This window comes from Pseudoalteromonas sp. Angola-30 (assembly GCF_028599215.1).
Classification (GTDB): domain Bacteria; phylum Pseudomonadota; class Gammaproteobacteria; order Enterobacterales; family Alteromonadaceae; genus Pseudoalteromonas; species Pseudoalteromonas atlantica.
Window position 1 is genome coordinate 101,294 of sequence record NZ_JAQREI010000004.1, and the last position, 15,804, is coordinate 117,097.

Annotated in this window: 10 protein-coding genes and 1 riboswitch; of the genes, 3 read left to right on the plus strand and 7 right to left on the minus strand. The window is 40.6% G+C overall.

Going from position 1 to position 15,804, the window contains the following annotated elements:
* Entirely contained in the window at window positions 1–3,036 is a 3,036-nt protein-coding gene (locus PSH54_RS07590) for a TonB-dependent receptor plug domain-containing protein (protein WP_054982354.1), read from the plus strand.
* 190 nt (window positions 3,037–3,226) lie between these two features.
* Window positions 3,227–3,310, plus strand: a riboswitch (cyclic di-GMP riboswitch).
* Window positions 3,311–3,360: 50 nt separating this feature from the next.
* Entirely contained in the window at window positions 3,361–5,097 is a 1,737-nt protein-coding gene (locus PSH54_RS07595; protein WP_273605842.1) for a hypothetical protein, read from the plus strand.
* A gap of 44 nt (window positions 5,098–5,141) precedes the next feature.
* On the opposite strand, the gene PSH54_RS07600 is transcribed toward PSH54_RS07595, so the two are convergent.
* From PSH54_RS07600 to PSH54_RS07625, 6 genes are all read right to left on the minus strand, one after another.
* A complete protein-coding gene (locus PSH54_RS07600; protein ID WP_004588918.1) occupies window positions 5,142–5,585 on the minus strand; it encodes a ferritin-like domain-containing protein in 444 nt (147 codons plus the stop codon).
* Between the two features lie 173 nt (window positions 5,586–5,758).
* Window positions 5,759–6,697, minus strand: coding sequence for a LysR family transcriptional regulator (locus tag PSH54_RS07605; protein ID WP_024032602.1), 939 nt, complete (start codon window positions 6,695–6,697; stop codon window positions 5,759–5,761).
* Between the two features lie 17 nt (window positions 6,698–6,714).
* Window positions 6,715–8,433 (minus strand): bifunctional isocitrate dehydrogenase kinase/phosphatase, encoded by a 1,719-nt coding sequence (aceK, locus tag PSH54_RS07610; protein WP_273605843.1) that lies wholly within the window; start codon window positions 8,431–8,433, stop codon window positions 6,715–6,717.
* Between the two features lie 200 nt (window positions 8,434–8,633).
* The gene (locus PSH54_RS07615) at window positions 8,634–9,113 is read right to left on the minus strand and encodes a DUF4124 domain-containing protein (RefSeq protein WP_273605844.1); all 480 of its coding nucleotides are present in this window, start codon (window positions 9,111–9,113) and stop codon (window positions 8,634–8,636) included.
* An 82-nt stretch (window positions 9,114–9,195) separates the two neighbouring features.
* Window positions 9,196–10,692, minus strand: coding sequence for a DUF3413 domain-containing protein (locus tag PSH54_RS07620; protein WP_004588922.1), 1,497 nt, complete (start codon window positions 10,690–10,692; stop codon window positions 9,196–9,198).
* Between the two features lie 5 nt (window positions 10,693–10,697).
* Window positions 10,698–10,910 (minus strand): DUF1414 domain-containing protein, encoded by a 213-nt coding sequence (locus PSH54_RS07625; RefSeq protein WP_004588923.1) that lies wholly within the window; start codon window positions 10,908–10,910, stop codon window positions 10,698–10,700.
* A gap of 62 nt (window positions 10,911–10,972) precedes the next feature.
* Between PSH54_RS07625 and yejK the strand changes: the two genes are divergently transcribed.
* Window positions 10,973–11,989 (plus strand): nucleoid-associated protein YejK, encoded by a 1,017-nt coding sequence (gene yejK / locus PSH54_RS07630; protein WP_004588924.1) that lies wholly within the window; start codon window positions 10,973–10,975, stop codon window positions 11,987–11,989.
* A gap of 389 nt (window positions 11,990–12,378) precedes the next feature.
* Here yejK and rne read toward each other — a convergent pair whose 3' ends face one another.
* Complete coding sequence (gene rne / locus PSH54_RS07635; protein WP_273605845.1) at window positions 12,379–15,663, minus strand: ribonuclease E; 3,285 nt, start codon at window positions 15,661–15,663, stop codon at window positions 12,379–12,381.
* Between the last annotated feature and the right edge of the window lie 141 nt (window positions 15,664–15,804).

Consider the following 15,804-nt stretch of genomic DNA (forward strand, 5'->3'; position numbering starts at 1 on the left):
ATGCATATCAAACAAATGTTAGGTGAAGTTGCATCTTTAAATGTTATTAGTAAAAAAAAGTTTAAAAAAAAGATAAAAAACTATAGAGGAATTTTGTTTGTCAGCTGTTTATATAAATTGCGCAGTAACCAAACGCATTTATTTAGTGGTTTAAGTGTACTTGCTCCGGCTATTTTTAGCTTGAGTGTGCAAGGGGCAACACAGACCACTGGGCAAATGGTGCAATTTGATATACAAGCGCAGCGAGCAGACAAAGCCTTAATAGAATTTGCTAAACAAACAGAGCAAACCGTGGTGTTTTCTTATGAGTTGGCAAAAAATTACCAAGCAAATTCGGTTTATGGTTTTTATACCCAATTAGATGCACTGCAAGCATTATTAAGTGGGACTGAGCTCGATGCGGTTGTTGACCAAAATGGTTTACTGAGTATAAAACTCAAACAAATCAATAGGAAAGATAACAACATGATGAAGCTTTCAGGGGTTAGTGCAGCTGTATTACCAGCATTGCTTGCAGCAAATTCACACGGTGTGAATGCAGCAGAGGATGTTGCACAAGAGAAAATAGAAAAAATTGCTATTGTAGGTAGCCGCGTAGCAGGGCGCTCAGTAGAAGATTTACCCGTACCCGTTGATATTTTAAGTGCTGAAGCACTTGAAAACACAGGCCAAACCGAAGTTGGCCGTATGTTGCAATCTATTGCACCTTCATTTAACTTTTCAAGCTCGTCAATCAGTGACGGCACTGATGCCTTACGACCTGCAACACTGCGTGGTTTAGGGCCTGACCAAACACTTGTGCTTATTAATGGTAAGCGCCGCCATCAGGCAAGTATTATTCATATCAATACCTCAGTAGGGCGTGGTACCGCAGGTACCGATATGAATGCTATTCCAGCCTCAGCTATTAAACGTATAGAAGTTTTACGAGACGGCGCAGCAGCGCAATACGGCTCAGATGCAATTGCCGGTGTAATTAATATTGTACTAAAAGATGGCAGCGAAGGCGGCAAAGCAGCGGTTAATTACGGCCAATACTCAGAGGGTGATGGCGAAACAGTAAACGTTGATTTTAATAAAGGGTTTGCCCTAGGTGATAGCGGCTACTTAAATGCAACACTTAATTACCGCGACCGCTCGCCTACTAACCGCGCTGGTTTACACGGCTCGTGTCAGTTTTATGGGTGTACAGAGCTTAGCGACGGTACTTTACTGGCAGGCGATCCGCGTGAATTGACCGCCGACAGAGACACTTTTCGTATTGGCGATGCCGACTCACAACAATTTGGCTTAACCGTTAATACAGGGTATGAGTTAGGTGATGGCGAGCTGTATGGTTTTATTACTTATTCAACGCGCGATAACGAATCAGCCGCGTTTTTCCGTCATAATGCAAATGCGGGCGGTAACCCTGTTTTACAAGACAACGACGCAACTATCCCGTTAGGCTTTTTACCTAAAATCAATACTACAATTGATGATATTTCTTACAACTTTGGTTACAAAACCGACTTTGATAACGATGCAAGTTTAGATGTATCGTACACCTACGGTGAAAACAGTATTGATTACACAACAAGTGACACAATTAATGCCTCGTACGCTAACTTTTTACGATACGAGCAAGGTTTAAGTGCCGCTGATATTCGCAGTACTATTCCACGTGAAGCCTATGCCTATGGCATGGAGTTATCACTGCAAACCATTAATATAGATTTTACGCAAAACTTTGATGACTACTCGCTGGCTATGGGTGCAGAAATACGTACCGATGAATACCGTATTTTAGAGGGCAGCGAATATGCTTATCGTGATTACGACACCCTTGATGGGGTAAGTATTTATAGTGGTTTAAGTGGCGGTGTAGGCTCTGAAGATGCCTCTGGCGGTACGCAAGGTTTTGGTGGTTCTTCGCCGGCATCATCGGTTGATGAGTCACGCGATGTAATTTCGTTTTACCTTGATGCAGAAACCTACCTAATTGAAGATGTCATTTTATCAGGCGCACTGCGTTACGATAATTACAAAGGCTTTGGCGACACAGTAAACTTTAAGCTTGCGGGTAACTGGGCAATTACTGATGATGTGTCACTGCGTGGTGCATTAAGCTCAGGCTTTAGAGCGCCATCAATGCAGCAATTGTATTTTAACAATATCAGCACACAATTTGTTGTGGCTGAAGACGGCTCATTAGTTGCTGAAGAAGTAGGTACATTCAGAAACGATTCAACCCTTGCACAAAGTTTAGGTATTCCAAAACTTAAAGAAGAAAAATCGCAAAACCGCAGCTTAGGTATTGTCTACAACGTAACGGATAACATTAATGTTACTGTGGATTACTACTCAATTGATATTGACGACCGCATAGTAATTAGTAACCGTTTAGGTAAAGGGCTTTCTTCAAGCCTAGATGCTGCATTAATCAGCTCAGGTGCAGGTGCAGGGCAGTTTTTCTTAAATGGTGCAGATACCGAAACTTCGGGTATTGATTTTGTAGCTACTTGGAATACCGAGGGATTAGGTGGCACGCTTGATTTTACTTTAGCAGCTAACTTTACTGAAACTGAGGTGGTATCGTTATTTACGCCATCGGGCTCAGGGCTTGAAACCGTGCCGGTTGAAGATGTTTTCTCTGATCAAGAAATTTCAATTATTGAAGAGTGGCAACCAGAAGATCGCATCAACTTAAGTGCGCTTTACCAGCGTGGTGATTGGACTGTAAACCTTTCACTTAACCGCTTTGGTGAATACACAGTAGAAGATGGCGGACGCCAAACCTACGGTGCAGAAATTTTAACTGACGTTAAAGTTAATTACTTCGTGACTGAAGATTTATCTGTAAATATTGGTGCAAATAACTTATTTGACGTGTACCCAGATAAAAACACCATTGGTAACTCACGCTCGGGCACAATTGTAGATTCAAATGGCAATACGATTGTAAGCAGCGATGGGGTATTTGAATACTCTCGCCGTTCAGCGCCATTTGGCTTTAATGGTGCTTATTACTATGTAGGCGCAGAATACCGTTTTTAATAAATAACACTCCCTTATGTTATTTAAGTTCAAAGGGCCGTAAGGCCCTTTTTTTGTAACTTACTAATTTAGAAGTATATTGATTTTTTACTAATAATTTATTGCTTTTTATGCTTGACACGGAGTACTAAAGGATTAGAATCCGCCGTGTTCTGATTGTTTTTCGAACATGAAGAATAAAATTTATTAACATTAATTTCGGCAAATTCACTGAAAGGTGAAGACGCAAAATCTCCGGTCTAAGGGCTTAGCCTATGATAGCGGGATCGCCTCATACAATAAATTGTATGCAGTAAAGCGTCATGCCATCTCATTGGAGATCGTATGAGTATGATGAAGATCAAATTACTACTTACCCTTTTATTAATATTTTCGTTTAATATTAAAATTGTTTCAGCAGATACTGCTATAAAGTTCAATGGCGCCAACAGTTTTGCTAGTTTTGATGCTTGGCAACCTACTGGCCCGTTTAAAATAGTAGTGTGGCTTGGTGAAACTCCTAGTGACCCATCGAAGAAAACCTATCTACTTTCTAACTCTGATACAAAAGAATTTGTATTATTTAATCAGTCAAGTGTACAAATCAAGCTTGGTGATAAGTATCCCGGTATTTGGAATAAACTAAACTTCTATCAAACACGTTTTCTAGAAATTACTGTAAAAAATGGAGAGTTAATCGCTTCCGATGGGCTAAAAAGTTTTTCAGTTAAAAAAGACTTTATTGACCCTACAGATGTATCATTTAATTGGCTATTTAGAAGGTCTAATAAGTTTTCCGAAGGTTCTCTTCAGGGCCTAGGGTTGATAGATCTGAATAACTTTGAGAATAGCCGCAATTTTGGGGTAAGTGCCACAGGTGAGCCACAGTTAATTTCCGCAAAGGAAGACTCATTTTTTGAATTTCACAATATTACACCTGCTGATTTAATAAGCGGTTTAGAAGTTCCTAATCCTAACGTCTCTGATGTAGATAATATTTCAGATTTAGCGGATATGATATCTACTAAATATCCAGGTAACCCAATGATAAACAAGACATCAAATACAGGCAATGAGTATGCTTGGAATGGCTATTACTGGTTACGAACTTACCTACATTTTTACAGTGTAACTAATAAGATCGAGTATTTAGATTTGGCTATTGAACTAGCGAATAAAATGCTTAGTGATACGGATATGACTCGAAATAGAAATAGTTTCTCTCCAACAAACAGTTATAAACGGGCTCCTAAACTTTTTTTAAATGAACGAGATAAAATTGCACCAGGGTGGGAGAGGTCACTTAATGATTCAAGTATAACTGTATTAACAGATGGTATGATTTTGAATGGTATTATGCGTATAGTCGATACTATTAGATCTGAAAATTTAACAGATTACTTCACTTTTGCTGATTTTTATACATCAAGTGCCCAGAAAATTGTAGATAGTCATGAAAGCTCATACAGCATAAGTAAAAACCCAGCGATCAAAGGGAGTTTTTATTATGTAAACCTTTATAATGATAATTATGGTGATTCTGGATTGTATAGTAATCCTTTAGCACATAACCATAATCTGACCATGGCAACGGCGATGTTATACTTAGACAAATGGAGTGATAGGCCTGATTTTTATAAACCCAAAATAATGAGTATTATAGATTTTTTCACAGATAACCTAGAATACCATAATGATGGTACCTGCACTTGGAACTATAACTGGGACAGACGCGGAGAATCACATGAAAGATATGAAGATATTAATCATGGGCATATTGATGTCGGTTTTTTTGTTGTTGCAGAGCGAGAAGAGTATTTTAACAACTTAGATATCATGAAGTGCTTAGCAAAAACTGCCGTTGAACGGATTGCTATTGGCCCAGGACCTATACCACAATTTGTAACTGGCGAAGGTATAAGTCAAAAAGGTGAACAAATTGCATTTTCTTATGACTGGCGTGAATTATCTAAATTTGAGCCTTCAATTATAAGTCGTTCTAATAATATTATGAGACATGCAGTAGCTAGTCCCACTTGGTTTAGACAATACGCGGCTCTAGCTATGACCTTAGAAAATTAAATTTAAAATGGCTTAGTTACAACATAACTAAGCCATTTTGAGACCTAATGCTTTTGCATACGGCTCATTTCGGTGTGGCAGCTTTGCATCGTTAGCAAGGTTTTCGCTAAGGCTGCTTCACAGTCGGCTGGCTGTGGTTTATCCATCGCTGCTTTAATTTCTTCAAGTGTTTTATCTTCTACCTCTTCAAGCTCTTTAACGTATGTTTTATCGTTATGAGAACTAAACGAAGTGAGTAGGGCTGTGTAAGCTCTGCGTGCTTCTACAGCAAAAGAAGAGCCGTCTTCACGCTCACCTTTTTCGTTAACTGCATAAGGTTGTAAGCGCTCAACACTTACTTTTCGTGCGTCAATCATGCGTTGAAATAATGCGCCAATGGCTGGGTCTTCAACTTTCTCTTGCGCTTTTTGATAAAAATCAATGCCACTGTTCATTACTTGGATGATGTCAGTAATATGAGTTGCTTCTGTTCCTTGATGGGTATTCATAATGACCTCTCTTTACATGAATTTAAGTTTCATAGTAACTAAAGCAAAGGCCATTCCAATTCCATTTTAATTTTTAAACCATTGTAATTATTGATTATTTCTTTATTTAGCAAGCTGCAAGGCGAGTTAAAATAAAATAACCTCGCAAATTTTACATAGCTTTTGTAATAAGGTTATTTAAGCTCATCCGCCACTTCGGCTACTTTTTGGCGTAACCATATATGACTTGCATCGCGATGCAGTAAAGGGCTCCAAATCATATCTAGTTCAAAAGGCGGTATAGGAAATGGAGGCTCTAAAATTTTAAGGCCTGCATCATCTAAGTAAATATTGGCAGCCTTTGAAGGTAAGGTCGCCACTAAATTTTGCTCTTTTGCTAAATGAATGGCTACGTGGTAATTACGGGTAAACGTAGCAATATTTCGGTGTTTACCAAAATGGGCAAGTGCTTCATCTACCCAACCTAGCTTTTGTACATCTTTAGGGTCCATTCCTACGCCAACCCCAAAGCCGGTTTTACTTACCCATATGTGGCGGGCTTTTAAATAGCTGTCTAGGCTAAAGTTTTCGATAATTGGGTTGTCGGCTTTTACTAAGCAGCAAAAGCTGTCTTTCCATATACGTTTATGATGAAAAGATTGCGGAAGGTTTTCAAAGCGGTTAATTGCCATATCCACTTTACCATTTTCAACATCATGAAACGTTACATCGCTAGGCGTAAGTATATCTAAGGTTGTATCGGGCGCTTCTTCATGAAGTTTACTTAAAAGCTTTGGCGCTAATGTACTGGCTGCATAGTCACTGGCCATTATTCTAAATACACGTTTACTTTGGCTGGCTTCAAATTCGCGATTAGGTGCGAGAGTTTCTTCTAGGGTCATTAATATACCGCGAATAACCGGTTGCAGCTCTATAGCACGCTCTGTGGGGACCATACCTTCACTGGTACGTACCAAAATTGGGTCGTTAAACAAGTTTCTTAAACGCTTAAGCCCGTTACTCATAGCTGGTTGAGTAATACTTAACTGGTTAGCTGCGCGGGTTACGTTACACTCTCGTAATAGGGTGTCGAGGTAAACCAGCAAATTTAAATCTATTTTACTTATGTTCATTGTGTGTCCTTTAACGCTTACCAGTGATGAATAAAGCGTTGTGCTGTCGGGTATGGGTATATGTGACTAACATGACCCTTTTTTATATTTTGCTGAGCTTGCTTCCAAAAACTAACATCAACAAGCTCGGGGTGTGTACTGAGCAAAAACTGTTTGTACTTTGGGTTTGGCATAACAAAGGTACAAAGTTGCTCAGGAAAAACATCTTGCGGCGCAACCGAGTAGCTTTGTTCATCAGTTAAGTAATCATCATAGCTTTTGGCCTGAGGTAAGGCCCTAAAGTTCATATCTGTTAGGTATTGAACCTCATCGTAATCGTAAAAAATAATGCGCTTGTGTTTGCTTACCCCAAAGTTTTTAAGCAGCATGTCGCCTGGGAATATATTTACCGCAATCATTTCTTTAAGTGCTTGGCCGTACTCTTCTATTGCATCGGCAGCACTTTCTTCGCTGGCGTTTTCTAAAAATAAATTAAGCGGTGTCATGCGCCTTTCAATATATAAATGCTTGATAATAAGCCACGGGCCTTCAATTACCATAGATGAGCCAATGGTTTTATGTAGCTGCGCCAGTAAATTACTATCAAAGCGTGCCAAAGGAAATACGACGTTAGAGTATTCTATGGTGTCGGCCATGCGGCCAACCCGATCATGGCTTTTTACCAGTTGATAGCGTTTAAGCACGGTATCGCGGCCAAACGGTTTGCTTTCGCCAAACTTATCTTTAATGACTTTAAATACATAGCCAAAAGAGGGCAGCGTAAATACCATCATCACCATGCCTGGTGTGCCTGGCGCTATAATAAAGTTATCGTCTGAGTGAGACAAGTGATGTAAAAATTCACGGTAAAACTCTGTCTTACCTTGCTTATGAAACCCAATGGCATTATAAAGCTCAGCGAGTGTTTTATTAGGCATAAGTTGATTTAAAAATCGCACCATGGCTGAGGGCGCATGGGTTTCAACCATAAAATAAGCCCGTGCAAAGCCAAAAATAACCCGCATTTGCGATGATTTGGTTAATAGCGCATCGAGGTATAAGCCTTTATTTTCATGGTGCAGTACTGCAATAATAAAAGGCTGCACACCGCTTTGAGAGACCACACGGCCGACTATGTAAGCTGCTTTGTTACGATAAAAAGGTGCGTGCAAAATATCAAAGCGCATTTGCCAAGGCTGGTGGTGAGTGTCGGGCGCTTGTTTGTAAAATGCCTTTACGAGCAAACGTATATCGCGCTCTAAATTTACAAACGGGGCTTTAAAATCAAAATGCTCAATAATGCGCTTTATTGTGGGCTTTAAACCATCAACCACTGGAAAGTAGCTGCGGTACTCTGCCTCAACAGGAATGGCTGGGGCATCTTTTAATGTGGCTTGTACAAATATAAAGTCGTTATGAAAATAGCGTCTGTGGTACAAACGGCAAAATACTGAGTTATAAAATGTTTCGGCAAGTTCAGCTTGAGGATGAAAGCATAAAAAGCGTTGGTACAGTATTTTTACTTCAAGCCAAAGCTGCTCATCTAATTGCTCAGTTAACTGTGCTTGTTTTAATGCTTTAGTGGTCTCGTTTACTCTGTCATCGTAGTAACTAATACGCAGTTTACTAATTTCATTAATTTGCTGCCAATCGCGCTTTGCAAAGGCAAGCGGGGCTTGGGCGGTGGTTTTTTGAAACAGCTGATAATGCTTTTTAAAACCCGTTAAAATTAATTCAGCTATGTGGCGTGGCTGCATAAACACTCCTTAAAAAAGTGTATATAACGATTTTAGTACAGCATTTATAAATGTTAGTGGTGCTGTAGTGTTATACACGTTAGAGCTTTAACTCTACAGTTGTTAAGGTTATGTTATTTTAAGTTTAAAACCAAGATAAATATTCTCAGTTTTTATACTTTTAGCTTAAAGCATAATTGAGTGTGATGGCAAAAGCCAAGTTATTGGTAGGAAGCTATTTTTTTCTCTAACTTTTTAATGCGCTTTTCAATTTCGGTGGTTTGCTTTTTATGATCTTTATTTATTATTTTTAATTGCTTGGTAATATCTTTGCTAATTAACTTTTTGTCCTCGTCATCTAAAATACGGTTGAGGCGCTGTTGTTGGTTGTATTCTGCGCGGTTTTTTTTACGTTTTATAATCGCTAATTTATTAGTATTACTTCTCAGCTCAGCTTGCAGGTCAAGCACAATCCGTTCGCGCTCTAATGCGTTTAGCTCTTTTGTGTAATCTTGTGCCGGTGCAGTATTAATTCCCGATACTGTATTAATTGTGTAGGCGGTAGCGTTATCGTTACAAGGGAATTGCGAAAAGATAGTGCCGTTTTTTGTCACGCATTTATAGTAAGTTGTGGCATTTTGCGCATGCAGAGAAAGTGGGCATACCATTACTGCGCATAAAAAAAGTGTGTGTTTTTGCATTAATTTCATCCCTGAGCGTTTACTATGATTTAGTAAATATAACCTAGCTTGGTGTTATAGCAAGCTAGGTTAAGGGATAGGGCTATTGTGTGTAGGTTTTTAGCTTTTTAATACTTTGTACTAAAAACGGGATATCGAGGCTTTGCTCAATAGAAAAACCTTCAGCGGCAGATATATTTTTATAGTTGCCGTCTGAATCTATTAGCGTAATTCTATCTTTTTTGTAAGCAATAACTACGCCTTGCGAGTAATTAACGCCAGTGTCCGTTTTTTTCTTATACAGGTTTTCACCTAGCATGGTTTGTTTAACCACAGACTTACAGTTCAAGTATTGGCCTACACTGGTTGCAATAATATCACTGGGTTGAATAAGTCCATCTACCTTGGCTATTCGCTTATCTGAGCTGTATAACACCGATGATGTAACTACTTCCGAGCTATTATTAGCTAAGCTAAACGCAAAAATATGGGTGTCGTCACTGCGAGGAGACGGATTATCTTCACCTTTAATGATTTTAATTGCGCTGTTTGAATGCGCTTGATCGTTTATAAAGTTTAGCTTTTCAATTCCAGCAAGCTCTATGCTTCTGCGCTGACTTTGCCACGCGGGCAAGGTTTGCTCTGATAAAATAGCCATTTTATAAAAAGAAGGTAAGCCATACACTAAACTAAACAAGCTATCGCCATGGTGTGTTGGCTGTAAGAACTGATCAGTTTTATGTAGGTTTTTATGCTTGGCAACAAAGCGTTTTAACTGCTCGTTGGTATCAAATACAAAAATATCGACTTGCTGTGCAGTGTAATCTTCACATTTTTGCATTGGCGCAGGTATTTGGTAATTAATATTTTGGTTATTAATTCTTACATTGTGAGCTTGTTTATAGCTTTCAATGTCGAGCAAATCATTTTTTGCTAATAAGCTTTTAGCGGTCGTAGGGTACGACAGCGGTAAAACGTTATCTTGCTTCGTTATATCAAACTTTAAATTTGCATCTGCCCAAATGTGAATACTGTGGCTAAGTGCAAAACACAACACTAAAAACGAGCTGGCAAAACGGGCAAACTTAAGTTGTTTTAAACGCGCTAAGTGCTGCCATGTATAGTTACTTACAACTAACTGGAAGCCTAAAATGAGTAAAACAATCCCCCCGGCTAACAAGGTAGTAAGGGCAGGCGAGCTAGTTAGACGGTGCCACAGTAAGGAAATGATTTCCGGTAGCGCAGAAGAGCTTAAATGATAGCCCAAATTAACGTATACATACGCATCAAGCGTTAAAATAGACGCCCCAAGCGTAGCAATAACGGCAGCCATACCTCGAATATGTCGAGGGTAGGGAAACACTAAGCTTAAAGGAAATACCGTCAGCACAAATGCTAAAAAAGCGATAAAGCTCGTATGGCTTAACCACGTCACTAACATATAGGTAATACCCATAAAGCTAGTTGGCGGTGAATCTGCAAATAAAAAGCTTAGGCTAATAAAAAGCGCTAAACCAATATTTGCAAAAGTGAACCAGTGGCCCCAACTTAATAACTGACTCGCTTTTGACGAAAACTGATTGTGCTGCGATAAATTCATATAATTTATTTAACCGACTGAGCAAGTGCTTTTGCAAAGTTCTCAGTTACGGCTTGTCTTTTCCCTGCAGGTACATGCTCTTTTAGGATATGCGTGATAGAATTTCCTAAACACATAAGGCTTAAATCAACCGGCGCATTGTGTTGCGTTAGCACATCAATGAGCTGATCGACGATTTGTTCTACTTCTTCATTAGAGTATTTTGATAAGATTGGCATCAGTTGGTTCAATAAAAGAGTTATATTCTCGTATTTTAACACCAGAGGCGTGAAAAACAAAGATGACAACAGACGTTAAAAAATTAGTCGTTCATTATGTAGACAAAAAAGACGACGATACGCAAATTCACCTACGAAACGATGAAATGGTGATAAACGATAAAGTCGCTGTTTTTATCGAACAACTTCATCATGCATACAACTCAAAGCCAGGTAAAGGTTACTGTGCATTTAGTGGCGATAAAAACAGTGTTGTAGCCTCGGCAATGCAAAGCTATCGTAATGACGAGTTAGGCTTTTGGCACATGACCGAACAGGCATCCACTGTTTTAAAAGAAGAGTTAGATAAATATGCCTTTAGCGAAACAGGCTACTTAGTATTTTGTCATTATCAGTATGTGGCTACTGATTACATGCTAATAGCTATGATCAATATTAAAGAGCACTACAGCATGACCTCTGAGCTTGATTTAGCAGCGTCGCGCCACTTAGATATATCGCGCATGCAACTAGCTGCACGTATCGATTTAACCGCGTGGGATACTCAAGCTGAGGACAATCGCTATATCTCTTTTATTAAAGGGCGAGCAGGTCGAAAAGTAGCAGACTTTTTCTTAGACTTTTTAGGTTGTGAAGAGGGCATAGACCCTAAACAACAAAGCCAAGTGATGCTTAATGCCGTTGAAGACTATTTATCGGAGCAATCATTCGATAAATCAGAAAAAGACGAATTACGTAAGCAAGTATTTGACTACTGTAACGATTGCGTGACCACGGGTGAAGATGCAAGCGTTACTGAGCTCTCGGCTACGCTAACCAAAGGTGACGATAGTCCGTTTGATAACTTTTGCAAAGAGCAAAGCTACGATTTAGAAGACTCTTTCCCGGTCGATAAAAAAACGGTGACCAGTATGGTTAAGTTTTCGGGTTTAGGGGGCGGTGTTAGTGTTAGTTTTGAGCGTAAACATTTAGGTGAGCGCGTAACTTACAATGAAGCGACCGATACACTGGTTATTAAAGGCATTCCACCAAACTTAAAAGATCAGTTACAGCGCTTTATGGAAAATGAAAGCGAATAAACTCATTTGATCTAGTTAAAAGCCGATTTAAGAGCGCGATATTTTTATCGCGCTTTTTTATTACCTTTAATTTAGTTTTATTAATGCTCTAAAGCGCAGCGCCTCTAAATCTCTTCGAGGATAAATCCTTTATTACAGGCTTTGCCCGTCACGCCAACAAGTTGTGCGTCCACAAGTGAAAATAGCAACGATGCTAAAGTTAGGCTGTAGTCGCAAAGCTTGCTTGCGCGAGAAGCAGCGCAGCTGTTTATTTTTGCTAATGAAGATCTATTGCACAAAGAGAAGCGAAAGAGGGGTAAATGACAAAACATATTTCAGGACAAGACAGGTTTTAAAACAAAAAAGCCGCGCTATTTTTACATAGCGCGGCTTTTTAATGAGGCTAAGGGTTACTCAGCGCTCATTGTTTTAGTCATGTCTGAACTAGCACGACCTGCAGGTTTAATTGACCCTGCGCGTAAGCCACTATCAGGAACTAACTCACGTTTATCGTGTGCCATGGCAACTGATGTATGCTTTACGTCGCTATCAGCAACTGGTGTCGGTTGAGCCATAGGTGCGCTTGCAGCCCCTTTGCTAATAACCGTTTTTGCATTGGCATCTTTTTGCTCAGCTACTTCAGGCTCTGCTTTAACAGGCTCAGGTTTCGCTGGTTGCTCAGCTACTTCAGGCTCTGCTTTAACAGGCTCAGGTTTCGCTGGTTGCTCAACTACTTCAGGCTCTGCTTTAACAGGTTCTGGTGTTGCTGGTTGCTCAGCTACTTCAGGCTCTGCTTTTACAGGCTCTGGTATTGCTGGTTGTTCAGCTACTTCAGGCTCTGCTTTAACAGGCTCTGGTGTTGCTGGTTGTTCAGCTACTTCAGGCTCAGCTTTAACAGGCTCTGGTGTTGCTGGTTGCTCAGCTACTTCAGGCTCTGATTTCACAGGCTCAGATGTTGTTATTGGTTGCTCAGTAACAACAACTGGCTCTTCAGCTGTTTCAGGATCAACAGTTTGTACTGCATCGTCATTGGCTGTTGGTTGCTCTGCTTTAGGAGCAGCTTCAACTTTAGCTAAGTCTTCTACAGCTAACGCTTGCTCAACATTTTCTGATGCATCGTTTGAGTTTGGCTGTTCAGCTTTTGCTTTTAGCTCTGCCTCATACTCAGCGGCAGCTTGATCTGCTACTGGCACAAATGCCGGAGCTTCATCTGCTTTTTCTTCTGTAGCTTCACCTTGTTCAGGACGACGGCGACGCTGGCCCGAAGCGCGAAGGTGACGAGGAGAACGGCGTGAACGCGTACGTGTTTGCCCTTGCTCATCTTCAGAGTTTGCTTCGTCAGTTGACGCTGCAGCTACTGGCTTTTCTTCTTGCTCAGGTTGTGCCTTAGGCGCTTGCTCTTTCACAGGTGCAGGTTTTGTTTGCTCTGACTTTTGCTCATTTGCAGTTTGCTTTGCTGCTGGCGCTTGCTCTTGCGCTTTAGGCTGCTCTACTTTAGCTGTTTCAGTGCTTTGCTGCGCTTGCTCAGTCGTATCAGATGCTTTTACTTGCTCAGTATTTTCATCTTGGATACGTACTTTTTTACGAACATTACGACGTTGACGGCGAACTTTTGGCTTTTGCTCTTTAGGCTCAGTGCTTTGCTTAGCCTCAGTTTCATTCGCTTTTGCGTCTGTTTTAACTTGCTCTTTGTCAGCGGTACGATTGTCGTTATTACGGTTATCGTTACGCTTACGCGAGTTAGGATTACGACGGCGCTTATTGCGGTTCTCGTTTTTCTCTTGGCTTTCGTTCGCGGTAGATTCAGTTTTCACTTCTTCTTCAGCAGGACGTTCACCACGAGGTTTAGAGCGAGAGTTATTACGACGACGCTGGTTGTTATTGCGGCGACGGTTGTCACTGTTACCACGGCGATTGTTATTACGTGTTTGCTGTTGCTTTTCTTGCTCAGCTTTTTCTTTTGCTTGCTTTTCTTCTTCGCTTTCACCAGCAAATAACGACTTAAACCAATTACCAATAGCAGCCAATAGGCCACCTTCAACCTTAGGTACAGCAACAGGCGCTGCTGGTTTGTCTACTTTAGCTTGTGGCGCTGGCGTTGAAGGCATAACAACACCTTTAAGCATCGGCTCTTCACGAACAGGCGCAGCTGCTGGTTTAGCCATTTCGAACGATTCTGGCTCAGGTGCAACAACTTGCTCGTAACTTACTGTTTCTAGTGTTTCGTCTTTACGTAAACGCATCACTTCGTAGTGTGGTGTTTCCATGTGTTGATTAGGAATAATAACCACATCACATTTATGATGTTTTTCAATACGATGAACGCTTCTGCGCTGCTCGTTTAATAAATAAGCGGCAACCGCTACAGGCACTTGTGCATTTACTTGTGCTGTGTTGTCTTTAATTGCTTCTTCTTCAATTAAACGCAAAATAGACAAGGCGATAGACTCGTTAGAACGAATAGTACCTTGGCCGCTACAACGCGGACATGGGCCTTGGCTTGCTTCACCTAGTGAAGGACGCAAACGCTGGCGCGACATTTCAAGTAAACCAAAGCGCGAAATTTTACCAATTTGTACACGCGCACGATCTGGACGAGCGGCATCTTTTAAGCGGTTTTCTACTTCACGCTGATGGCGTGGCGGTGTCATATCGATAAAGTCGATAACAATTAAGCCACCTAAGTCGCGAAGACGTAATTGACGGGCAATTTCATCAGCCGCTTCTAAGTTAGTATTCAGTGCTGTTTCTTCGATATCTCCGCCTTTTGTTGCTTTAGACGAGTTGATATCAATAGAGGTAAGCGCTTCTGTTGGGTCAATTACAATTGAGCCACCTGAAGGCAAACGTACTTCACGTTGGAACGCAGACTCAATTTGGCTTTCAATTTGGTAATGCGTAAACAATGGCGTGTCGCCTTGATAAAGCTTTACGCGGCTCATAAAGTCAGGGCGAAAACGCTCAATGTGCGCTTTAGCTTCTTCAAATACGCGTGGTTTATCAATTAAGATTTCACCAATATCACGACGTAAATAATCGCGAATAGCGCGGAAAATTACATTGCTTTCTTGGTGAATCAAAAACGGTGCTTTAGCACTGTCGGCTGCTTGTTGAATTGCATCCCAATGTACTAAAAGTGCTTTTAAATCGTAGTTTAATTCTTCAAACGATTTGCCAACACCTGCTGTACGAACAATTAAGCCCATACCTTTAGGAAGTTCTAATCGGCTAAGTGCTTCTTTAAGGTCTGTACGCTCATCGCCTTCAATACGACGAGAAATACCGCCTGCACGAGGGTTGTTTGGCATTAGCACTAAGTAGCTACCCGCTACGCTGATAAAGGTAGTAAGGGCCGCGCCTTTTTGGCCGCGCTCTTCTTTATCAACTTGTACAATTACTTCTTGGCCTTCTTTAATCACGTCGCGAATATTTGGGCGTCCATGAAAAGTGTAACCTTGTGGGAAGTAAGTACGGGCAATTTCTTTTAAAGGAAGGAAACCATGACGATCGGCGCCGTAATCTACGAAAGCCGCTTCTAAAGAGGGTTCAATGCGTGTGATTTTGCCTTTATAAATATTGGCTTTTTTCTGTTCGTGACCTGGGCTTTCTATATCTAAATCATATAGGCGCTGGCCGTCAACCAGTGCTACGCGCATTTCTTCTTGCTGCGTTGCATTGATTAGCATACGTTTCATATTGTTACTCTACTTATTTTTTGTCGCTGACATGACGAAACGTGTTCGCCTGTTCAGTTGTTCCTTTTTTTAGAATGTGCAGCCTCACGACTGGGTCTGTAACGGAACGCTCTGTAATGTGTATGCAGTATTTTTTAAATG